Genomic DNA, 20,591 nt, shown 5'->3' on the forward strand with positions numbered 1-20,591 from the left:
ACCAGGCCTCGGCCGTCTGACGCACCCCACTGATGTTGTTAAAGGTCGGCGCATCATAAACAGTCGCCTATTTGCGCCCGGAAAATCGCAATTTCTGGTCCTGTTACCGGCGTCACCTACTGAGTTTGTCACAATCAAGGACGACACCAAAGATTAGGTCAAGTGCAACGACAAGGGCAGGCCGACGGGCGCATTTGGCCGGAACCTACGCGACGGAATGGTGGTAACCAAAGCCGATACGCTCTTAACTCGGACGAAATCCGGAGAGAAACGGGAGGGGGCCGGTACGACCGGTTCGAAAATCGATTGATCATCAAAGCGCTGAAAATCATCGCAGGCACGCTTATTCTGGGTGTCGTCGCAATTGTGGGCTATCTGCTGATCGCCCCGCCTGACCTCTTGAAGGTTGGGACGAACTATTCGGCCAAGATCGTCTGTTCCAACGTCTTCATAGCCGGGCGCGACCCGGAAGAGGTTTTGACCGTCGATGTTCAGGCCCCGGGGCATCCACTGCTTAGGCAGATCTCGATCGACGTGGACGCCGAAGCCCAAACCGTGACGGCACGTATTTTCCGGTTCTTTGCCCCCGCGACCTCGCAATATCGCGAGGGGCTTGGCTGCACCAATGTCCATGACGCGACGCTCAGCGACGCGACCCTGACCGCGATTGAGCCCTTGCCCACTGGAATCTGGCCCGTCGGTAACGAAGTTCAACTGTCACAAGATCCTGAAGTTGCGCGTATCCTGGCAGATAGCACCCTTCTGGGCGAAGGATACCGCGCCGTGGTTGTCGTGCGGGGTGGGCGTATCGTTGGCGAGACCTATGCGGAGGGGTTTGACGAAAACACGCCTTTGCTTGGGTGGTCGATGACCAAGACGGTTACTGCGGGCTTGATCGGTACCCTGATCAAATCCGGCCAGATGTCGCTGGAGGATACGCTGACCGACAGTTATCCGGACTGGGCACAGGACGGACGCAAAAACATCACCCTTAAGGACATGCTGGCCATGTCCAGCGGTCTGCAATGGAATGAGGAATATGGCGACGTCTCGGACGTGACCAAGATGCTGTATCTTAATGATGACATGGCAGGTTTTGTCTCGGGCCGTCCGGCGGAAAGTGAGGTTGGGGCGGACTTCAACTACTCATCGGGGACGACCACAGCCTTGTCGCGCGTCTGGCAGAACAAGCTGACCGATGGCAGCCTAACCTATCCGCAAGAGGCTCTGTTCGAACCATTGGGCATGACATCCGTCGTGCTCGAGACCGACGCGGCGGACACATTTGTCGGGTCCAGCTATATGTATGCCACTGCGCGTGACTGGGCGCGTTTTGGGCAACTGCTATTGCAGAAAGGCGAATGGAACGACCAACAAATCCTGCCCGAGGGCTTTACGGACTGGATGTTTGAGCCGGTTGCCGCATCTGACGGGATGTATGCCAAAGGTCATCTGTGGCTGGACTCTCCGGGAGGGTTGCCGCCCTATGAGGACGCCGTCTGGCTTCAGGGGCATGACGGGCAGTTCATCGGTGTATTCCCATCCCAAGACATGGTCGTTGTGCGGTTGGGTTTGACGCCCTCCCGGCACGGATATTCCTCGTTACCGCTGGCCGAGGCGCTCATCTCTGCCTTGCAGAATTGATAAGAACGGCCCGCTGGTCCGGCCTTTGCTCTATTCCAGAATTTGCGTTGCAATACCGGTGCTTGCCAGCTCATCTTCTACAAGGGCCTAGATCTGATCCGGCGGCGTGTTCAGAGAATAAAGCATCAAAGCAGGATCGACGCCCAATTCGATCAGTTGCTGCATTGCTTCGCCTTGCCCCTTTTGGATGCTTTCAACGGCAAAGACCACGGGGATCAGGCGTGGTTGGTCTTAGTAATGCTGATGAAGTCCGACAATGCCTTGCAATGACACGATACGCGCGACCCCATCGGCCAGAACATATGGACAGGCGGACGTGCAGACCGCGCCCGGCTGTACAGCCGATGACAACCCGGTCTCGCGAATCTGCGCGCCGATCAACAAAGCTTCGGACACGTGGCCGCCCGGGCTGAGCAGCGCGACCATGTCGGGTTGTTCTTGCATCTCGGACAAATAAGTTTCGAACCTTTCGGCATCGCCCGTTTCGATCTGACCACTCATCAGAAGGACACGCCGCAGATCACCGGCTTACTCCAGCTCAGCCAGATCTTCGAAGCTTTGACGCGCGCGCTCGACCTCTTGCCCCAGCGCCTGACCGCTAAGTGCAATGTCATGCGCTTGCTCAAGCGCTGCCTGGTAGTCGCGCACGGTGTTTTCCAAGTGCTGTTCGACCGCTGCGGCACCAGCCAGTGCAGTGGCGTTAAGCCAGCTGGACATGGCTATAATTGCAACGGATCCAACGATCGTCGACAACGTCAGGCCAACGAACCGCTGGCCGTGCAAATCGACGGAAGTAACCGCAGCATATGGCTCCAGAACAAAAAGATGCCGACGGACACCGCGATCGAGTATGCGACCGCTGCGAAAAAGATTACCGCGCCATTGTCTTCCAACAGTAACGAAACACCAAGGTAAGTGTAGATTCCCTAAGCGATCGCCAAAACACCCAAAGCGGCTGGCGTGAACGTGTCCAACCAGGCCAGATGCGCCTCAAGCTCTTTGGCCGTCCGCAGCCCCCTCGCCTCCTCCGCGGTCAGGCGGTCCCTTTTCTCTGTCATGTCACCCCACGCTCCCAATCGATAAACTTGGATAATCACTAGATAATAACGCATGCGACCATTTGATTTGGTCCCATGCGTAACTTCAAGTTGAGCGGGTTGGGGCGAAGTGTTGTGATCGTTCCAAGATTACCGCGACGGGTTCAAAACACCGGCGAGCCCAGCATGACAGAACTGCAACAGGTTCCCGATTGCGCCCTCGGCGTCGCGTTTTTGGTCAGGGCCGGAAAGTGCCCCAATCCGCCACTCCGACGTGCACAACGCCAGCATGGACGACACTGAAAAGACCAACGCCCCGGCAACGTTCGCCGGGTCGGCCTTGGGATATTTTGTGCACAGCTTGTGAACGACCAGCGAAGCGACGGGATCAAAATGGGTTTTGGCCAGCGCATGCCAGCGCGCATCAGCGGAAACAATCGCCACAATGCGCGCGTACGCCAGCCACTGCGGGTCATTACTGAATGCGCGGGTCAACAGCGGCCGCATGAAGGCTGACATCAGGTCCGCGGCGTCCCAATCGCCGCGATCCTCCAATCGGCTGATGGCTTCACGACGCTCTTGCGATAGCTCGCTGGCGCGGCGTGCCACGATGCGTTCAAAAAGCTCATCCTTTGGACCACCGTGAAAGTTCACGTTGGCCTTCTGAACCTGCGCCCGTTCGGCGATGTCGCGAATCGAGGCACCGTCGAATCCCTGCTCGGCAAAGACAAGTTCCGCAGCGTCAAGAATACGTTCTCGTGCCGCAATGGATCGCTGCGAGGGCGCCCTTTTTCTTTCTTTTACAGCGTGTTGTGCCATTTCAAAAACTAATTTGCCTTATTTCGAACGATCGTTCAAGATAAATAATGTCGCAGGAGGAGAGACGGATGGAACAGGTGCAAGTCGGAGCGGGCCAGCCGGTCACGGTGAAGGCCCGCCCGGAAGAGTGTTTTGCTCTGATCGGAGCTGGGCCCATGGGTCTGGCGATGGCCAAGACACTTGTCGAGCAGGGAGTGCCATTTCAAGGATTTGAATTGGCTGATGATGTGGGTGGTCTGTGGAACATCGATGCCCCTCGGTCTACGATGTACGAGACCGCCCACCTCATATCGTCTAAGAAAATGACCGAATTCACCGACTTCCCTATGCAGGAAGAAACGGCGGAGTATCCATCACATCGCGAGCTCAAGACGTATTTCCACGACTTCGCGAACGCATTTGACCTGTACCAGCACTATCATTTTGGTGCCGAGGTCCTGAGTACCACACCGCTGGACGCAGGCGGATGGGAGGTGAAGTGGCGCGACAAGGCAGGCACTGAGCACTGCCAGATCTTTGCGGGTGTTCTGATCGCCAACGGCACCTTGTCCGAACCCAATCTACCCAAGTTTGAGGGAGAATTTACCGGCGAGTTGATCCACGCTTCGGATTACCGTTATCCGACGCGATTCACAGGTAAGAGGGTTCTGGTTATCGGGGCCGGAAACTCGGGCTGCGACATCGCGGTTGACGCCATTCACCACGGGCAGTCTTGTGACATCTCGATGCGCCGGGGGTACTATTTTGTACCCAAATACGTCTTCGGTGTTCCGGCTGACACGATGGGCGGGAAGATCAAATTGCCCATGTGGCTGAAACGTAAAGTGGACGGGGCAATTCTGAAATGGTTCGTGGGTGATCCGCAGAAATATGGCTTTCCCAAACCGGATTACGCCCTCTACGAGTCCCATCCCGTCGTCAATTCGCTGATCCTATTCCACGCCGGGCATGGCGATTTGAAGGTGCGCCCTGACGTTGAACGTTTCGACGGCAAGACCGTCCATTTCCGTGATGGCACCAGTGCTGAATACGACATGATTCTGGCCGCGACCGGTTATAAACTGCACTACCCGTTTATCGACAAGTCGCACTTGAACTGGCAGGGCGACGCCCCGCACCTGTACTTGAACTGCATGCACCCAACCCGCGATGACCTTTTCGTCCTGGGTATGATCGAAGCATCCGGTCTGGGGTGGCAGGGACGGCATGAACAGGCCGAGATGGTGGCGCGCTATATCGCAGGGCTAAGATCCGGAAACTCTGCCGCAAAGGCCATTCACGCGACCAAATCCGAAAAATTCGAACGCGCGACTGGCGGCATGAACTATATCGACCTGCCCCGGATGGCCTATTATGTCGACAAAGCGACCTACCGCGGTGAAGTGACCCGACAGATCGCGGCGTTAAAAGCGGCCCAGTCATGAACGGGATCGACGATGTCGCGCTGAACTTCGATGCAGGCAACCTAAAGCTGCTGAACGTCATCCTTGCCGTCGTGATGTTCTCAATCGCGCTGGATCTTAGGATGGATGACTTTCGCCGGATCCTGCGCGGACCGAAACCGTTGCTTGTTGGGCTGGCGTCCCAGTTTTTGGTTCTACCCGCACTCACGTTTCTGATGCTGCTGGTGGTCAATCCACTACCGTCGGTCGCGATGGGGCTGATCCTTGTAGCGGCCTGCCCGGGAGGGAACATCTCGAATTTCATGACGCACCGTGCTGGCGGAAACGTGGCGCTTTCGGTGTCGATGACAGCTTTCGCAACCGTCGGCGCGATCATCATCACGCCCGCTAATGTTGCGTTGTGGGGGAATCTTTACGCCCCAACACGAGAAATCCTGCAAAGGACAGAAATCGACCCGGTCGCAGTGGCCATTACGGTCGGCTTCATGCTGATCCTACCGCTGATCCTTGGCATGCTGGTCAATGCGCGCTTCACAGCCGTCGCCGATAAAATCCGCCGCCCGATGCAGTGGCTCTCGATGGCGATCTTCATCACATTCATCATGGTTGCGCTCGCCGCGAACTGGGCAATTTTCCAGCATTTTGCGACCATGATCATCGGGATTGTTATTCTGCATAACGCGCTGGCTTTTATGGGCGGGTATCTGACCGCGACGGCAGCTAATCTGTCGGAACGCGACCGCCGGTCTGTCACAATCGAAACTGGGATTCAGAACTCGGGCCTTGGCCTCATCCTGATTTTCGCCTTTTTCGGAGGGCTTGGCGGCATGGCGGTGGCCGCCGCTCTTTGGGGCATCTGGCACGCAATCTCGGGGTTGGCTCTGGCCGCCTTCTTCGCAAGACGAGAGGTGCCCGAATGCGCCACATCCTGATCACCGGAGCTGCGGGCTCGGTGGGCACTGCCCTGCTGCATCGGTTGGGCGATCGTGCCGACATCACGATCACCGCAACCGATATTCAAGAACCCGCCAACTTGCCGAAAAATGCACGGTTCGTACGAATGGATGTCACCGGCAACGCGCCTCTCAACGTCATTCTGGCCGAAGAACCGGACACCATCGTTCATCTGGCGTCCATCGTGACCCCCGGTCCCAACTCGACCAGAGACCATGAATATCAGGTTGATGTCGAAGGTACCCGAAATGTGCTGAATGCGGCGATTGCCGCCGGGGTCAAGCGTCTGGTGGTTACCTCTTCGGGGGCCGCTTATGGGTATCATGCCGATAACCCGGTTCCCTTGCGCGAAACGGATACGATACGAGGCAATAAGGAGTTTGCCTATTCCTGGCACAAGCGGCTGGTCGAAGAAATGCTGGCCGAAGCCAGACAAAGCGCGCCCGACCTCGAACAGGTTGTTCTGCGCGTGGGCACAGTATTGGGGCCCAAGGTCGAAAACCAGATAACGGCTCTGTTCCACAAGCCCAGTCTGCTGGGCTTGAAAGGCTCCGACAGCCCTTTCGTGTTCATTTGGGACGAAGACTTGGCCGATATACTGGTTCGTGCGGCCACGGACGGGCCTGCCGGCGTTTTCAACGTTGCGGGTGACGGCGCGCTGACCATCTCACAGATCGCGTCACAAATGGGCAAATCGGTGCGTTGGCTGTCCCCTGCGGTGGTCAAGATCGCCCTGTCCATTGCCCGCCCGCTGGGTCTGTCGCGCTATGGGCCAGAACAAGTGCGTTTCCTTCTATACCGTCCCGTGTTGAACAATGCCGCGCTGAAAGGCGAATTCGGCTATCACCCCAAATTCACAAGTGCCGAGGCGTTTGATCGCTGGTGGGAGGCTGCCCAATGAAACCAACCGCTGTCATCACCGGAGGCGCTGGCGGTTTGGGCCGTGCGCTGTCCGCCGCGCTGAGGGCCGACGGCTGGCACACGGCGTTGATCGATTTACCGGGGCCAGAGCTTGACGCGCTTGCCAATCAGGATGACGTCAGCATCTATGCCTGTGATCTGACCGACGCTGATCAATGCAAAGACACCTGCACCCGGATCATTGCGGCAAGGGACTCCATAGATCTGGTGATCTACAATGCAGGCGTCTCGCAGATTTCCGCGTTTTCGGACAGCGATATGCGCTCGCACCGAAACTTGTTCGAAATCAACTATTTCGCTGCGGTTTCTTGCGCTCAGGATTTTCTGGACGCGGTCAGGAAGGCCAAGGGTACGCACCTCGCGATCTCTTCCGTTGCAGGTTTTGCACCCCTCATTCATCGAACCGCCTATGCAGCCAGCAAACACGCGATGGAGGGGTTCTTTAAGTCCCTTCGCGCCGAGGAATCCGCCCACGGGGTTCGTGTTTCCATCGCCGCGCCATCCTTTGTGGCGACCAATATCGGGCGACCGGAGGCCGCAGACGCTGGGTTCGTTCGTCCCGGCTCTGCCTCGGATGGTATCGACTACATGGAGCCGGAAGCGGCGGCGCAAGTAATCTTGCAAGGTTACCGGCGACGTAAAGACTACATCCCTGTCGGGCGGATCGCACAGATCGCCAATCTGCTGAACCGTCTGGCACCAAAGCTCTATTTCCGTCAGATGATGCGGACGGTAGGTAAGCGACGAACGCCCTGACCTGTCAACTGACCGAAGCCTCTAACACGGATTTTAGCTTTTGTGCATCAATCGGCTTTTGCAGCAAAAGGTAGCCTGCCGTTTTGCAAGAGGTCGCCAATTCGGTCGAACGATCAGCGGAAATGATGCAACCGGGCAGTTGCCCGAATTCGCGTGTCAGTTCGGCAATGGCTTCGGTACCGGCCTTTCCGCCGTCCAGTTGAAAATCGGCGACAATGACATCCGGTAAAATCCCGATCTCGTGCAGCAGGTTTGCCGCCTCATCTTTGCTGGCCGCTTCCAATACCTGAACGCCCCAGTTTTCCATCGTCATGCACAGCGCCCCGCGCAGGTTGTCATCGTTTTCAATCAGCAAGGCAACCGTCCTGTGCAGCACGTCCGAGCGCGATTGTATCGACGGCTCACCACTATTCAGCGCATCGCGTGCCTGGCCTGCTGATGGAACCGTGATTGAAAAAACGGTTCCGCGCCCCAGTTCGGACTGCAAATTTATCGGATGTTTCAGCAAACCACAGGCGCGTTCCACAATGGCAAGGCCCAAACCCATCCCTTCGGCCGCACTGGCGTCTGAATGAATACGTTTAAATTCTTGAAAAACAACGTCTCTTTGGTCAGGTGCGATCCCAATGCCGGTATCCCAGACCTGAATCGATATGGTTTTCCCCAGTCGTCTTACACCGACCAGAACCCTGCCCGTTTCCGTGTACCGGATCGCGTTCGACAAAAGGTTTTGCAGAATACGCCGCAAGTAACTGGCATCGCTTCTGACAACCGCATCGGTACCCACAAATCCCAATCCAAGCCCTTTTGCTTGCGCCATAGGCCGAAAGGCGTCCTCCATCTGGGAAAAAAGCTCTCCGACCGGGACGGAAGACAAGTGAACCGATGCCCGCCCGGAATCCAGTTTCGAGATATCCAGCAGCGCCTCAAGAATGTGTTCGACACTGTTAAGAGCGCTCTCTGCTTTCACCGCGACTGCGCGTGCGTCAGCCTTGTCCAATCCGCTGCCCAGTGTCGAGATGTAGAGTTTTGCAGCCGACAGAGGTTGCAGCAGATCATGGCTGGCCGCCGCAACAAAGCGCGATTTTGATGCGTTCGCGCGTTCTGCCTCGTTCAGCGCGTCCGCAAGCTCCATTGTTCGCGATGCAACACGCTGTTCCAACAGTTCCTTTGCTTCGACAAGAGCTTGCGCGGATTTTCTGTCTTCCGTCACATCAGTGAAAGAAATCACAAATCCCTGATCCGGCATTTCCTGCGCAAAGACTGACAAAATCTTGGCACGACCGCTGTGCATCTGGAATTGTAGCGGCGGACGTTCGGTCGAGCGGTTGACCCAGGCCAGAAGGTCAGCGTCGCTCACGCCGCTCTCAAAACTGATTGTCGCGCTTAACCGGTGAAACAACGTCTGGAACGGTGCCCCCTTCTGAAATTGCGCATTGGGAATGGCCAGAAGTTCGCTGGCGCGGTTGTTCCACCCGACCAGACGCAGCTTGCTGTCAAAGATACAGACCCCCTGATCGATATGTTCCAGTGTCGCGCGGATCAGGCGCGCTTTGTCATCAAGGATACGGTCCCGTTCCTGCCGCTCGAACCGCATGATGTCGGTCACATCCGTCTGCAGGATCACCGTGCCGCCATCCGGCGTCCGGTGTTCGGATACCTGCATCCAGCGGTTGCCGCTAAGGCGGATGTTAAAGACAACGTGATCTTCAGCATGGCGCGCCATGCGCCGCTGTACCCACTCCTTTGGGGAAACGACCCCGGGCAAGGACAGGAACCTGGACTGGCTGACCAACCCGACATAATCGGTGAACCGCAACCCCGGTGTCAGCTTGGTCTGAATGTCGGGCATATGCAGGCCAAAGCGGCTATTGCACAGGACCATTTCTTCATCCCGATTGAACAGCGCAAACCCTTCCTGTACCGCCTCGATCGCATTGGCGAGGTTTGCGCGGGCGGCTTCGGTTTCCTGATTGGCCTGCGCCAAGCGCGCGTTCGAGTCGTTGAGCAAGTCCAACGCCCGCTCAAGGTCATCTGTTCGGGCCCGCACTTCCTGTTCAAGCATGGCAGCCCGCTGAAACTGTGCGTAAGCCGCGCCCGAGGCGTCAGTGGATTCCTCGACCCGCCGCATCAGGGCCGCGACGATCTTCAGCAGCTTTTCATTCTGCCGATCAAGCGGATCATTGGGGTCGGTCAGGGATTCAATCATCGCCTACCCGTCTTCCGGAGGGTAAATCGCGACGCCGGTCAGCGTCTGATTCACATGGATCGAATTGAATTGCTCGCCATAGGTCGAAAACCCGACGACATGGTTCTCGGCCAGCAGGCGCGAAATTTCGCCCGTCTTTTGCTTTTCCTGTGCCTCCAGCCGGCGCAGGATGCAATCGCAGCCCAGGATCGTGTCCGGACGGGTGGTCTGTGTCAGCGCAGCGATTTCTTCCTCGAGATGCGAAACCATGTCGCGAGGTTCGGCCAGCGTCAGCACCAGCCCCTCATCAATCGCGGAAAAGAACACAAGATCACCATTGCCCGCGACGCGCTGAATGGCCCGCACATGATGCTGGCCGCCGATCTGCACAACCAGCGGGTGGGCCGCGAAGGTAAAGGTCGTCAGCTGTTCAGGGTCTTTTCCAAGTAGACGGGCATATTCGCGCGCGGCTGGCTCGGCGTTGATTTCCTGCACGATACGGTTTGCCGGATCGGCCTTGGTGACAACCATACGCCGCGCCGTTGGCACCAGGTGATCCGTCTTGAACACTTTGATCGGGCAGCGCGTGCGAACCTGCGTCAGGATCGCCGCGTTCTGCATGGCCTGACCGTCCATCAACACATAGGTCGCGCCGAAATGGGTTCCGTCCCCTGCGGACCCGCCGAACAAGGGCACCGGCCCCAGTCCAAAGGCGAGTTCCGACGTCAGCGCATCCTCTTTCGTCGACAACCCGTCGATCATCAAAAAGGAAAACTCGTGTTTCCAATCCGGTGCGGACGCCGCCATTTCGTTACGGTTGCGGATCATCTGGTCGATGATGTCCTGCGCCGAGAAATTCCCAAGGTCGGGCACCAGCAGAGTGCGCACCTCGAAATGCGAATACGGTAATCCGATGGCGACAATCTGATCTTCGCCATAGCCGCAATCTGCAAGCTCGCCCGCTGTGGTGCATCCGATTACCGGCGCTGGCGCAAAAGCATCGACTGCCTCGGAAATAACCGCCGCCGCATCCGCGCCGGAGCTCACGAACAGAATAACCAAGGACAAAAGATCATCGCCCAAGGATCCGGCGAGTTTTTCAATCGCCTGATCCGTTTCGCGATGTACAAAGCCCGTTTTGACGATACCTGGCGCACGGGCAGCAGCTGTCGCCCACCCGACTGCTTGGTTCATCCTGCCCTCCTCCCTGAAGCGCAACGTTTTCATATGATATGGCGCGAGGGCTTATTCTTGCAAGACGCTGGCAAGAGAAGCCTTCTTGGCAAGCAGAACGGCCTGCGTACGACTTTGCACCCCGAGTTTACGCATGATTGCAGTTACATGCGCCTTGACCGTGGTCTCGGCAATGGACAGATCAAACGCAATCTGCTTGTTCAGTTTGCCTTCACAAATAAGCTGCAGAATGCGCGATTGCTGATTGGTCAATGTGGCAAGCCGATTGGCGGCGTCGCTGTGTTCGGTATCTGCATCGTCGTCAATCAGTGCAAAACCGTCTGGCACGAAGACGTCCCCGGAATGAACTGTCTCGAAAGCTGTACGAAACACGTCTCGCTGGCTGTGCTTGGGGACATAGCCTGAGGCACCCGCACGGATCACCTGACTGATCACGCGGTTCTCTGAAATCGACGACACCACGATGACCGGTGCATCGGTGGCCGCTTTGACGCGCACCAAACCTTCAAGCCCGTCCACATCCGGCAGGTTGAGGTCCAGTATAACCGCATCTGGTCGCAACCCACCGGCAATCAGAGCAATCGCGTTTTCCAATCGATCTGCGGTGTGGATTTCACCGATACGAGTGACACTTTGCAGCGTCATCGACAAAGCATCACAAAACAATGGATGGTCATCGACGATCAGGACCTTGTCAAAATCAATCTGTCCGGCGGTTTTTGCAAACATGAAACTTGGCCTTCGCAATCTGTTTGTCCCAATCCTAGCAACCGTCGGGTGCCGCGCCTACTGGCGAAACGTCGTATAGCCGGAACCAAAGTTTGGCTATGCCTCGGGGCTTTGGGGCAAAATCGATTGACGTAAGATCGCTGTCACTTTGGCTCCGATCTGGGGGGCTTCACTTTCTCTGGGGCCAGCGATGTTCAATATCGTATTAGGGCTCGCCATGACCCATTGCTTTACTTGGCGCGCACACGCCTCAAGCCCCTGCCCTAGATCAACGACCAGATAAGGCTTTCCGATCTCTTGCGCAAAATCGATGGTCAACTGCGTTCCCGGACTGGTCGATCCATCCACAAACACCAGCAATGCGTCACAGGCCAAAACGTTCAGCTTTGTGCGTTCGGCGACATCCGCGGACTGTGTTTCATTCAAACCAGAGAAGCGATCCGGAATGCGGCCCGCCTCATTCAAGCAGCCTTTCGGAACCCAGCCGCCATAAGGAATGTCGTTTTCCAAAGCGAACTGGAAAGCCGCCATATCAACGCCTGTTTGTCCGCCGGTTATGATCTTCACAAGACGCTCCTTACCCTAAACCGGCGCCTTGCTAGCCCAACAGACCGATTTCATGCCCGTCAATGATAATCGCCAGATCCCAGTATTTTCTGATTTCTTCCTCAGCGGCCTGGGCCGCAGCGGCCTCTTCGGGCACGCGCTCGACCCGAAAGCCGAACCGTTCAAGACCGCAATAATCAACGCGGCTGAGAATGACGGGAAAAACCTCCCGCTCCATCGCGGCGGCGGCCAACAGCCTGGCGATTCGATACGGTATCTCTGGCGGTTCATGCACCCGCACGCCGATATGCACCGGACCACCGGGTTCGCGGTCCCACAGCATAAGCGACGGTGCCAGCCGCATGTTCGGAAAGACAACCTTGCCAAGCGGCTTGGCGCCGTGATCCTCATTGATCAGATCGTCCAGCGGCACGGGCCGATTTGGCGACGCTCGGCTGAGGATTTCGAACCATAGATCACTGGTCATATCCGGCCCCCAATTCGGTCAACAATTCGGCGGCCTTGACTGCCCCCGTTTTGGGCAGCTCAAAATCATTTAAAGCGGATCGGTATAATTCGGCTCCGTCATGATCCAACCAATCTGCGACCGTGCGTTCAAGCTTCATGAATTCGCGCTCGGTGATGGCGGCGCACAAGTCACGGTCGGCCATGGCTGTGGCGCGCCGTTCCTGATCGTCCAGATAGGGTGCTGACTGCGGAATAAATATCGCCGGGATGCGATGGTACAGCATCTCAAGGACCGAGTTGTAACCGGCTGCAGATATAACCACATCCGCGGCAAGACAAAGCTTGGTCGCCTCTAACGTCTGAACCACGTGGGTGTTTTTCCAACCAAATGTGGCAGGCTGAACCGTGCTTCCGGGCCACGTTACAACAAGGTGCAGGCAATCTTTGCGCGCCTCAAGCATGCCCGAGATCGCCTGCAATTGTGCAGACCTGTCCGAGGCAACCCCACCCCCTAACATGCTGACAACCAGTTGCTTGAAGTCGCGCCCGAAACGTTCCGCCAGCCGGGCCCTGAGCTGTTCTTTTTCCGCGGCGGATTGTTCCACCTGACGCACGATTGGCCCGACATAATGGACATGGTCACCATAGCTGTAGGCGTCGTTCAACTCGTCAAATGCCTCGGAAGGCACGATGACACGGTCAAACACGCTTTCGCGGCGCAGCATGGTCTGCCTGGACCGGCCTTCGGGCCACAACCCGCGCCGGATCCAAGCCGCCGACAACTTGCGTTCACGGATAACACGATAGACGGAGTCAAACACGTAGCCGCCGTCAAAAACCAGCGTGTCGTTTTCCTGAAGCACCCCACCAAGACGCCGATAAGTCAGCACGTCATTGCCATCTGAATTGGTCTTTGTATCGGTGCGCTGAACCAGAGGGATACAGCCGATACCCTCACGGCGAACAAGCGGGACACAGCTGGGAAAGGCCGCGAACATTTTTGTCATGGTGTCCGGCATTTCACGGGCAATGATACTGCACCGCTGCGCGTGGCCCAGCCCCACCCCGTTTGTCGGGAAAAACAGGGTTTTAGGCTTGTCCTGTTCCGTCTGACGCCGTTTCGGTTTCAGACCTGCAGCCGTTTCCAGACGAGAAATATCAACTGTGTGCAACCATTGCGATTTCGAGGCCTGTTCGACAATTTGCGGCACGTTCCCGATCACATTGCCGATCAGATACCCATCCAATGCGAAAGGAGTCTTGGGGCCCAGCAATGCAGGTGCGCCCGAGGACATCAGAACCTCATCGTCGGTACAGTCAATGGCAACGCCGCCCGTTGCAATCAGCTCAACCGCAAAAGCGGCCATGCGAACTCCGGCAATTCCATTACCGAACATCGCCAGAATATCCGTCGAAATTGCCAAAGTCAGCGGCGACAGTCCGGTATACAAGTAGGTCGGCAAATCGTGAAACGGCGACGCCTTGATCGCCTCGTTCTGTGCGCCGCTAACAATGAGTTTCAGGTTATAGCCACTCTGGCTGCTCATCCGGGAAAAACAAGACAGCGTCTCGGGGTTGTCCAACTCCATCGAACCCAGAACAACGGTCACGTTCGGCACCACCCGTTTGGACCGCCGCGATACTGGCCGAACATCCGCCACCAAAGGGCTGGAGGTAGATGGCAACACCGGTCGCGGTTGAAAATCTGTCAGGTCGATCACCTTGGCTTCGCGCCCAAGCGCATAGGCCAGCCGGGCCTTGGCCGCGATATAGCTTTGCTGAGTCATAAAGCGGCCCGTCGCAACAACCGGGACACTCGGGTCGAGCTGTTTGTTGCGCAACGACGCAAGAAGAAAATCATCGATCTCTTCTGCACCCAGTACGAATACACTCTGCGCCTTGTTCTCACCCGGGTCGACAAGGAACTTGGCTGCCTCGTAGATCCTGCCACGCCCTGCATCCTCGGGCAGATAATCGGCATCAATGCAAACATTGAAGCCACGTGCGGCAAGCTGCTCAGCAAAGATCAACTGCGTGTCAAACGACCGCAATGAGCGTGTGCCCACTTCGACATAGATCATTTGTTCACCCCGCTATCGGCGGACAAAACCCCCGACAGCATCGCCTTGAATTTCCCTGCAGAGTAGTTCTGCAGCGCCGATTGCGATCTGGCCACCTGATCATGATACTTCTGCGGTTGGGCGATCAGGTCGGCAATGATTGCGTCCACCTGTGATGGCTGGCAAGCCAAGACAGCATTTCCGAACGTAGCGCCAGTATCAGTGTTGGTTAGAACCACCTTACCCGCGGCAACCGCTTCGGCCACAACGCGACCAAAACTTTCCTGCCAGGTCGGCGCGGTGAAATATACAAAAAAGTCAATCATTCCAAAGAACTCTTGCACAGTTATGGCATCAAAGGGAAGCAAGGTCCAATGCGCGCGAAGAACACGGGCATTCAACAAAGCATCCGCCCCTAGAATTACATTGCACTGCGAATGGCTTGGAAAACAGCTGTCCAAATCAGCAACAACCGGGAACTTCTCGAATCCGGGTCGTGAATGACGCCCACGGCGGTCCTGTGGTGTTTCACATGGGGCGCTCATCTCAGTCTCGCAAATGTTGAACCAGTCAGAGCTCAAAACCTCCCACTGTCGCGCCACACGAGAGGTTGCCAACCAGTCGACTACGCCGCTTCGATTAAACGGTGATATCGGCGCGAGTGTTTTCCTCAGCGAAATTGTCGAGGCTTCGATCTGACTTAGACAGCTTGAAACATCAAACCCTTCCGCCCCGCCCGGACGCAGAAAATTCTCATGCGTGATCACGTACAGCTCGCGCGCAATGATCCTTGTGCCAAGCGTGTCCTGAAATTTCAAAAAAGACGGGTTGTGCAAAAACACGAAATCCGCGCTGATCCGGGGTGCATCCCAAATGATCGGAATGTTCAGCTCGTCCAGCACCTGCCGCAAAACCGGTGAAACGTGTTGGTTGGTGCCAAACGTCCTGGACGTGATCGCGTGCACGACCACCTGCCCGCATTCGGCGGCCACCGGCAATTCGGCCGCCACAGCCGCAGAAGTCCCGCCAGAGAACCGCGGCTCGATGACATAGGCGATCGTTGGTGTGTTCGATCGCCCGACGGCAAGCATTTCTGACATCCGACTCAGTGTTGCCGCGAGGCATCGAATGCCTCGTTAGCCGCACGGTTCTCGCTGCTGGCCGGTGCACTGGTGGCATAGCTGAAATCCAGATTGCCAACAGATGCGACCTCGTGAAAGCTCCGCAGCTCCAGCGACAGTTCATCTTCGCCGGTCAATAGCTCCGGGTTTTTGTCGAGGTAGGAATACAGTGCCTGAATGTCATTGGTGGACAGCATTTGGTCGATGGCCAGCAGATGCTCAAGCGTAATTTCGGCACGCGCGTTTTGGGTCGTCGATAAGAATAGCAGAGCAGTTACGATGCCGATAAGTCGTCTATCCGTCATTTTGGATACCTCGTCGGAAACAATTAACAGTACAAAATCTTGAATCAGCCTTTTCAGTATAGCTTAAAAATACAGTCATTGGGTCGTCGCTTTCTTAAGTTTGCTCAGGACCTGACTTTTCAGTTGATTGACGCGGTTAGGGGCTTGGGTTCTGGCCGTGCTGCGTGTGTTGGTTCGCTTGACACTGGCGACGCCAGAACCTTTTCCTGCCAACCATAACTCTACGATTCCACTAGGAGTTTTGTTGTTGGACCCTGTGAAATCCCGCAGCAATGCACCTGAGTCTCTGGCAAGGGTGGCGGCTCTTTCCTCGTCCTGCTTGTGATAGAAGCGAACGTTTGACTGGGTGATCATAAACCCCACGCGGGCTTGCCCGTTAAGCTCATGTCCGGTCGAAGTCAGGTTGGACACAACAGAATCCACAACGCTCTGCGGAACATTGGTCGGCGCATAGATCCGGAAGGTCACGGACATGTTTGCCGGGGCAGGCTCTGGTTCCGGGGGTGTGATTGCATCATTCAGCAGAGCCGGTGTCCGAGGCAAGACCGGTGATTCCAGCGGGCTTGGTGTCACCGAAAGGACCGGTGCCCGTAAAGCCAATGATGTCTCGTAAGCGGCCGGTGTGATCAATGGGGCCGGCGCGTCGATTGGCTTTGGTGCGATTGGCAATGCCGCAAATTCGACAGGCTCGGGCTGGGGTTCATATGGCAACGGTTGCGCAATCTCGGCAGCAAGACTTGTGCCCTCTGGCCGCACGGCAATGTCCGAACCATTTACTTCGCTTGTCTGAAGACCCTGTTCCGGCTGAGAACCAACCTCAGGCTCGGTCAAGAGGACATCCAAAGATACTTGCGTCACGGTATAGTCCAGTACAACGGGCTGGATCGGAACTACAGGCGGACGCATTGTTTTTGGGGTTGCAGCTACGTTTACGCCTTTCAAAAACTCTTCGGGCTTTACCACAGTCACAGTTGTTTCAAGCAAAGCGACAGAAGTGCTGAAAATTTCCGGCGTGGATTGAAGCCGGACAAAACCAAGATTCAACTCTTCCCGAGGTCGATAGCTTAGCAGGGTTATCGGCAGTGGTGGCTGGACAAGGGTCGGCACGAAAGACCGAACACTAGGTGCCAAGAGCGACAATTCTGGTTTGATACCGCCCGGTTGCTCGGACAAATCTGATAAGGGTAGCGACAACGAGGCCAAATCCTGTGACGCGGTTGTGTCACCGTCAGGCAAAATCGATTCAGATGGTATATCGAACACGGTTTCAGAAGTTACCGTCGGGCCCGCCGCATCACCTGTAATGTCGGACGGCGGCACCGATCGCTCGGCGAGTTCCGCGTCTGGTTGCATGATCGCGCCTGTTGCCGCGGTCTCTTGGCTCACCAAACCTGCATTTTCGGTTGGACCGGGGGCGTTCAACCCAGACAAAATCAAAAAAACCGACGACGACGCAACAACACCGATGCCGCATCCTGCCGCGACCAGTCCCAACCGCATCTTGAGACGCTTACGATTCTGATCGTCTGTTCTTTCCTGAAGGGTTCCGCGCAATCGATCCGCGAACCCTTCCTCGGGAAGCTTTTGACCTGATTTCGGGTCGGCTAGATCCTCTGGCGTGTTGTCGGGATGGATGCCCGGCGCGGGCCTGCCATCGGGCGGCACAGTGTGTGCTTCTCCTCGAGCATCGCGTGTCACGTTTTCAGTCGCGCGACTGTCATCATTGAAGGGTTGACTGTCAAATCGCCCTGCCGTCGCTTTTTGAACCGACTCACCAGATTGGTGAGAGCTGGTAGCTTGGGCAGACTTACCAAAGGCTCCCGACAGCCCCGCCGCTGCGTTTAGCGCGTTCGCTGGTTGCGCACCATCGGTTGAGTTCGTGGCTTTGGGTTGGTCTGGATCAGATGACTGTGAAGCAGCGGCTTTTGCCTTGCGAGTGGCGATGTTTATTTCTCGCTGTTTCCGAGCATTTTCAAGCATCTCCTGCCAGTCAGGAGATTGCACAAAGTCATAAACACCCGACACTGTATTAGCGTCATTTTTGGCAACTTCAGGGCGAGTTTTTGGATCGCTGGCCTTTGTCATCAATACCCCCGAACTGGCCGCCAGAACACGCTCTTTGCTGTCGCAACTCGGGCAAACCAAATACACTCGTGAACATCAAAAAATTCAAAAAAATGTACGAAGCAGTATAAAAAATTGACCGCTGGAACACAAGTAATCCGGTGTTCGTCGTGCAACTATTGCCGGTCTCGCAAGGGCAGAATGTGCCGTCGTTCGCCCCTTCTGTGCCCTGGCACCATTTGCGTCGGTGACGCGAATTCAGTAAAATTGGGTCCGTCAAATCATTGGTGATCAAGCTGATCAGGGCTGTTTCCGCAGATCAAAAATCTTGCCGTCGAACGGTTACAGGGACACAGGCGCGCAGCGCCACGCTGGGACGGTCAGCACACCGTTTCAGTCAGCCATTCGGAATCTGGTTAAACCCGCTTTACTGTCTCAGACCTCTAAATCCAGGACCAGAATTCCGTCGATGCCGCCCACGGCGTTTTCGACCAACTGCGCGCCCAGCGCTTTGTGCCTCTCGTTGCTTTGATAGCTTGCCAATGCGGCCCAATCATCGAAATCAATCACAAACCCATGCTTGTAACCGCGTTCGATCTGTTCAGGGCTTTCGCTGCGACCACCGGTAAACCCGCCTGCACCCGGCAGGGCGTCGGTTAGGTCCGACAGGCCCCTGTAAATCTTCCAGATGGTTTCGTCGGTCACGTCGGACCGGAATTTTGTCAGAACGATATGGCGGATCATAGTTAGTTGCCTTGATCGTGATTGTAGGAGCGCAAGCGTCCGAAGAATTCGAGCGTCACCATAACTAAGGCGTTTGCAACCAGAATGTACCTAAGACTTCGAGCCTGCCCTAGATGGCCAAATACTCCTCGCGGAGGCCGGTGTCTTGAAGCACCTCGTTCGCCGTCCCATCAAATACGATGGTGCCGGTGTCCAGAATGATCGCGCGATCGGCTAACTCCAATGCTCGGACGGCGTTCTGTTCGACGATGATCGTGGTCATGCCCTGTTGCTTGACATGAGCCAGTGTTTTTTCAATCTCGTCGACAATGACCGGGGCCAGACCTTCGTAAGGCTCATCCAGAAGCAGGACCTTGATATCCCGTGCAAGGGCTCTGGCGATTGACAGCATTTGTTGTTCGCCACCCGATAACGTAATCCCCTCTTGTTTCCTGCGTTCGCCCAAACGCGGGAACAGTTCATACAACCGCTCCAGGGACCATCCAACTGGCGGCGCAATCTGGGCAAGCTGCAGGTTTTCCTCAACGGTCAGCCCTGGGATAATTCGTCTGTCTTCCGGTACAAGGCCAAGACCAACAGACGCCGCTTCGTAGCTTGTCATATTGTGTAGTGGCTGATGATCCAGCCAGATTTCACCGTGCCTTACTTCCGGATCGCCTACCCGCGCAATCGACCGGAGTGTCGAGGTTTTGCCAGCGCCGTTCCGTCCAAGCAGGGCCAGAATCTCGCCTTCGTGCACATTAAAGCTGACGCCCTGCACGATATAGCTTTCCCCGTAGTATGAATGCATGTCCCATACAGACAGGAACGCAGGCGCGGTGCTTGCCCTATTGGCGTTTTTCGAAAAGTCGGGTTTCTCGTTCATAGCTTTTCCTTACGCCGCCTCGCCCAGATAGGCTTCACGAACCTTGGGATGTCCACGGATTTTTTCTGGAGTATCTTCGACCAGCGGCGTCCCTTGCGCCAGCACTGTGATGCGTTCCGCAAGGCTGAAGACCACATGCATGTCATGCTCGATAATGGCGATGGTTATGTCGCGCTCATCCTTGATCTGTTTTAGCAAATCAATGGTGTTGTTGGTGTCCGCCCGCGCCATGCCCGCCGTAGGTTCGTCCAGCAACAACAGCCGCGGATTTTGACTGAGGCACATGCCAATCTCAAGTCGCCGCTTGTCGCCCCGGGACAGCGACGCCGCGTGCATTTCGCGTTTGTCGGCCATGTTCATTTCTTCCAGCATGACTTCGGCCTGTTCGACGACCTCACGTTCGCGAGCGATGGTCTCATAGGCATGCATCCGGAATGCCCCATCCCGCATCGCGAAGATCGGGATCAGCATGTTCTCCATCACGGTCAGCTCGCCAAAGATCTCAGGCGTTTGGAACACGCGGCTAATGCCCATCTGGTTGATCTGGAACGGCTCGAGTCCCAGAACCGAGTTGTTGTTGAACAACACCGACCCGGTGTCTGGCATCAGCTTACCCACCAGACAGTTCAGCAGCGTCGATTTTCCCGCGCCATTAGGGCCGATGATCGCATGAACCGAGTTCTCTTCGATATTGAGGTTCACATCTGTCAGCGCCTTAAGGCCACCGAAGCGTTTGCTGACGTCTTTGACTCTTAGAATTGCCATTTCTCGCC

The 20,591-nt window shown here is 56.2% G+C and carries 20 protein-coding genes and 1 pseudogene; 5 read left to right on the forward strand and 16 right to left on the reverse strand.

What is annotated here, in order from left to right:
• The first annotated feature begins 162 nt into the window (after window positions 1–162).
• Complete coding sequence (locus tag AC2FFP_RS00060) at window positions 163–1,644, forward strand: serine hydrolase domain-containing protein (RefSeq protein ID WP_496880602.1); 1,482 nt, start codon at window positions 163–165, stop codon at window positions 1,642–1,644.
• Window positions 1,645–1,731: 87 nt separating this feature from the next.
• On the opposite strand, the gene AC2FFP_RS00065 is transcribed toward AC2FFP_RS00060, so the two are convergent.
• From AC2FFP_RS00065 to AC2FFP_RS00080, 4 genes and pseudogenes are all read right to left on the reverse strand, one after another.
• Window positions 1,732–1,854, reverse strand: a complete 123-nt coding sequence (locus AC2FFP_RS00065) for a hypothetical protein (protein WP_496722036.1) — start codon at window positions 1,852–1,854, stop codon at window positions 1,732–1,734.
• A 21-nt stretch (window positions 1,855–1,875) separates the two neighbouring features.
• Window positions 1,876–2,145 (reverse strand): hypothetical protein, encoded by a 270-nt coding sequence (locus tag AC2FFP_RS00070; RefSeq protein ID WP_496722034.1) that lies wholly within the window; start codon window positions 2,143–2,145, stop codon window positions 1,876–1,878.
• Window positions 2,146–2,175: 30 nt separating this feature from the next.
• A pseudogene (locus AC2FFP_RS00075) lies at window positions 2,176–2,702 on the reverse strand (hypothetical protein); the annotation flags it as partial.
• 129 nt (window positions 2,703–2,831) lie between these two features.
• Window positions 2,832–3,500, reverse strand: coding sequence for a TetR/AcrR family transcriptional regulator (locus tag AC2FFP_RS00080; protein WP_496780479.1), 669 nt, complete (start codon window positions 3,498–3,500; stop codon window positions 2,832–2,834).
• Window positions 3,501–3,568: 68 nt separating this feature from the next.
• Here AC2FFP_RS00080 and AC2FFP_RS00085 point away from each other — a divergent pair, with 68 nt between their 5' ends.
• Genes AC2FFP_RS00085 through AC2FFP_RS00100 form a run of 4 tightly spaced genes read left to right on the forward strand, consistent with a single transcriptional unit; the run spans window position 3,569 to window position 7,534 of the window.
• Window positions 3,569–4,924, forward strand: coding sequence for a flavin-containing monooxygenase (locus AC2FFP_RS00085; RefSeq protein ID WP_496782952.1), 1,356 nt, complete (start codon window positions 3,569–3,571; stop codon window positions 4,922–4,924).
• Window positions 4,921–5,835: a bile acid:sodium symporter family protein gene (locus tag AC2FFP_RS00090; protein ID WP_496769717.1), complete on the forward strand. Its 915-nt coding sequence runs from the start codon at window positions 4,921–4,923 to the stop codon at window positions 5,833–5,835. Before AC2FFP_RS00085 ends, AC2FFP_RS00090 begins: the two co-directional genes overlap by 4 nt.
• Window positions 5,820–6,758: an SDR family oxidoreductase gene (locus AC2FFP_RS00095; protein WP_496769718.1), complete on the forward strand. Its 939-nt coding sequence runs from the start codon at window positions 5,820–5,822 to the stop codon at window positions 6,756–6,758. Before AC2FFP_RS00090 ends, AC2FFP_RS00095 begins: the two co-directional genes overlap by 16 nt.
• The gene (locus AC2FFP_RS00100; protein WP_496769720.1) at window positions 6,755–7,534 is read left to right on the forward strand and encodes an SDR family NAD(P)-dependent oxidoreductase; all 780 of its coding nucleotides are present in this window, start codon (window positions 6,755–6,757) and stop codon (window positions 7,532–7,534) included. The genes AC2FFP_RS00095 and AC2FFP_RS00100 overlap by 4 nt, the downstream gene beginning before the upstream one ends.
• A gap of 4 nt (window positions 7,535–7,538) precedes the next feature.
• On the opposite strand, the gene AC2FFP_RS00105 is transcribed toward AC2FFP_RS00100, so the two are convergent.
• From AC2FFP_RS00105 to AC2FFP_RS00160, 12 genes are all read right to left on the reverse strand, one after another.
• The gene (locus AC2FFP_RS00105; protein ID WP_496769722.1) at window positions 7,539–9,743 is read right to left on the reverse strand and encodes a PAS-domain containing protein; all 2,205 of its coding nucleotides are present in this window, start codon (window positions 9,741–9,743) and stop codon (window positions 7,539–7,541) included.
• 3 nt (window positions 9,744–9,746) lie between these two features.
• The gene (locus AC2FFP_RS00110; protein WP_496769724.1) at window positions 9,747–10,916 is read right to left on the reverse strand and encodes an FIST N-terminal domain-containing protein; all 1,170 of its coding nucleotides are present in this window, start codon (window positions 10,914–10,916) and stop codon (window positions 9,747–9,749) included.
• 51 nt (window positions 10,917–10,967) lie between these two features.
• On the reverse strand, window positions 10,968–11,645 hold the full coding sequence (locus tag AC2FFP_RS00115; RefSeq protein ID WP_282150869.1) for a response regulator: 678 nt from the start codon (window positions 11,643–11,645) through the stop codon (window positions 10,968–10,970).
• Window positions 11,646–11,741: 96 nt separating this feature from the next.
• A complete protein-coding gene (locus tag AC2FFP_RS00120; protein WP_496769727.1) occupies window positions 11,742–12,212 on the reverse strand; it encodes a putative molybdenum carrier protein in 471 nt (156 codons plus the stop codon).
• A 31-nt stretch (window positions 12,213–12,243) separates the two neighbouring features.
• Window positions 12,244–12,678 carry a hypothetical protein gene (locus tag AC2FFP_RS00125; protein ID WP_496769729.1) on the reverse strand — a complete coding sequence of 145 codons (435 nt, stop codon included), beginning with the start codon at window positions 12,676–12,678 and terminating at the stop codon, window positions 12,244–12,246.
• Entirely contained in the window at window positions 12,668–14,740 is a 2,073-nt protein-coding gene (locus AC2FFP_RS00130; protein WP_496769730.1) for a glycosyltransferase, read from the reverse strand. The genes AC2FFP_RS00125 and AC2FFP_RS00130 overlap by 11 nt, the downstream gene beginning before the upstream one ends.
• Complete coding sequence (locus tag AC2FFP_RS00135) at window positions 14,737–15,810, reverse strand: hypothetical protein (RefSeq protein WP_496843490.1); 1,074 nt, start codon at window positions 15,808–15,810, stop codon at window positions 14,737–14,739. The genes AC2FFP_RS00130 and AC2FFP_RS00135 overlap by 4 nt, the downstream gene beginning before the upstream one ends.
• A 14-nt stretch (window positions 15,811–15,824) precedes the next feature.
• Window positions 15,825–16,145, reverse strand: a complete 321-nt coding sequence (locus AC2FFP_RS00140) for a hypothetical protein (RefSeq protein WP_282150864.1) — start codon at window positions 16,143–16,145, stop codon at window positions 15,825–15,827.
• 75 nt (window positions 16,146–16,220) lie between these two features.
• Window positions 16,221–18,230 (reverse strand): hypothetical protein, encoded by a 2,010-nt coding sequence (locus AC2FFP_RS00145; RefSeq protein ID WP_496880603.1) that lies wholly within the window; start codon window positions 18,228–18,230, stop codon window positions 16,221–16,223.
• A 414-nt stretch (window positions 18,231–18,644) separates the two neighbouring features.
• Window positions 18,645–18,953 carry a Dabb family protein gene (locus AC2FFP_RS00150; protein ID WP_496769738.1) on the reverse strand — a complete coding sequence of 103 codons (309 nt, stop codon included), beginning with the start codon at window positions 18,951–18,953 and terminating at the stop codon, window positions 18,645–18,647.
• A 109-nt stretch (window positions 18,954–19,062) separates the two neighbouring features.
• On the reverse strand, window positions 19,063–19,818 hold the full coding sequence (locus AC2FFP_RS00155; RefSeq protein WP_058274761.1) for an ABC transporter ATP-binding protein: 756 nt from the start codon (window positions 19,816–19,818) through the stop codon (window positions 19,063–19,065).
• 9 nt (window positions 19,819–19,827) lie between these two features.
• On the reverse strand, window positions 19,828–20,583 hold the full coding sequence (locus AC2FFP_RS00160; RefSeq protein ID WP_058277369.1) for an ABC transporter ATP-binding protein: 756 nt from the start codon (window positions 20,581–20,583) through the stop codon (window positions 19,828–19,830).
• Window positions 20,584–20,591: the final 8 nt, after the last annotated feature.

The sequence above is a fragment of the Ruegeria sp. YTSC004 genome (assembly GCF_059609805.1).

Bases quoted from the DNA above. Each gene is read 5' to 3' on its own strand.
- AC2FFP_RS00160 (WP_058277369.1), bottom strand. From the start codon at position 20,583: ATGGCAATTCTAAGAGTCAAAGACGTCAGCAAACGCTTCGGTGGCCTT.
- AC2FFP_RS00095 (WP_496769718.1), top strand. From the start codon at position 5,820: ATGCGCCACATCCTGATCACCGGAGCTGCGGGCTCGGTGGGCACTGCC.
- AC2FFP_RS00155 (WP_058274761.1), bottom strand. From the start codon at position 19,818: ATGAACGAGAAACCCGACTTTTCGAAAAACGCCAATAGGGCAAGCACC.
- AC2FFP_RS00115 (WP_282150869.1), bottom strand. From the start codon at position 11,645: ATGTTTGCAAAAACCGCCGGACAGATTGATTTTGACAAGGTCCTGATC.
- AC2FFP_RS00135 (WP_496843490.1), bottom strand. From the start codon at position 15,810: ATGCTTGCCGTCGGGCGATCGAACACACCAACGATCGCCTATGTCATC.
- AC2FFP_RS00080 (WP_496780479.1), bottom strand. From the start codon at position 3,500: ATGGCACAACACGCTGTAAAAGAAAGAAAAAGGGCGCCCTCGCAGCGA.
- AC2FFP_RS00090 (WP_496769717.1), top strand. From the start codon at position 4,921: ATGAACGGGATCGACGATGTCGCGCTGAACTTCGATGCAGGCAACCTA.
- AC2FFP_RS00125 (WP_496769729.1), bottom strand. From the start codon at position 12,678: ATGACCAGTGATCTATGGTTCGAAATCCTCAGCCGAGCGTCGCCAAAT.
- AC2FFP_RS00140 (WP_282150864.1), bottom strand. From the start codon at position 16,145: ATGACGGATAGACGACTTATCGGCATCGTAACTGCTCTGCTATTCTTA.
- AC2FFP_RS00105 (WP_496769722.1), bottom strand. From the start codon at position 9,743: ATGATTGAATCCCTGACCGACCCCAATGATCCGCTTGATCGGCAGAAT.
- AC2FFP_RS00150 (WP_496769738.1), bottom strand. From the start codon at position 18,953: ATGATCCGCCATATCGTTCTGACAAAATTCCGGTCCGACGTGACCGAC.
- AC2FFP_RS00110 (WP_496769724.1), bottom strand. From the start codon at position 10,916: ATGAACCAAGCAGTCGGGTGGGCGACAGCTGCTGCCCGTGCGCCAGGT.
- AC2FFP_RS00130 (WP_496769730.1), bottom strand. From the start codon at position 14,740: ATGATCTATGTCGAAGTGGGCACACGCTCATTGCGGTCGTTTGACACG.
- AC2FFP_RS00070 (WP_496722034.1), bottom strand. From the start codon at position 2,145: ATGAGTGGTCAGATCGAAACGGGCGATGCCGAAAGGTTCGAAACTTAT.
- AC2FFP_RS00145 (WP_496880603.1), bottom strand. From the start codon at position 18,230: ATGACAAAGGCCAGCGATCCAAAAACTCGCCCTGAAGTTGCCAAAAAT.
- AC2FFP_RS00100 (WP_496769720.1), top strand. From the start codon at position 6,755: ATGAAACCAACCGCTGTCATCACCGGAGGCGCTGGCGGTTTGGGCCGT.
- AC2FFP_RS00085 (WP_496782952.1), top strand. From the start codon at position 3,569: ATGGAACAGGTGCAAGTCGGAGCGGGCCAGCCGGTCACGGTGAAGGCC.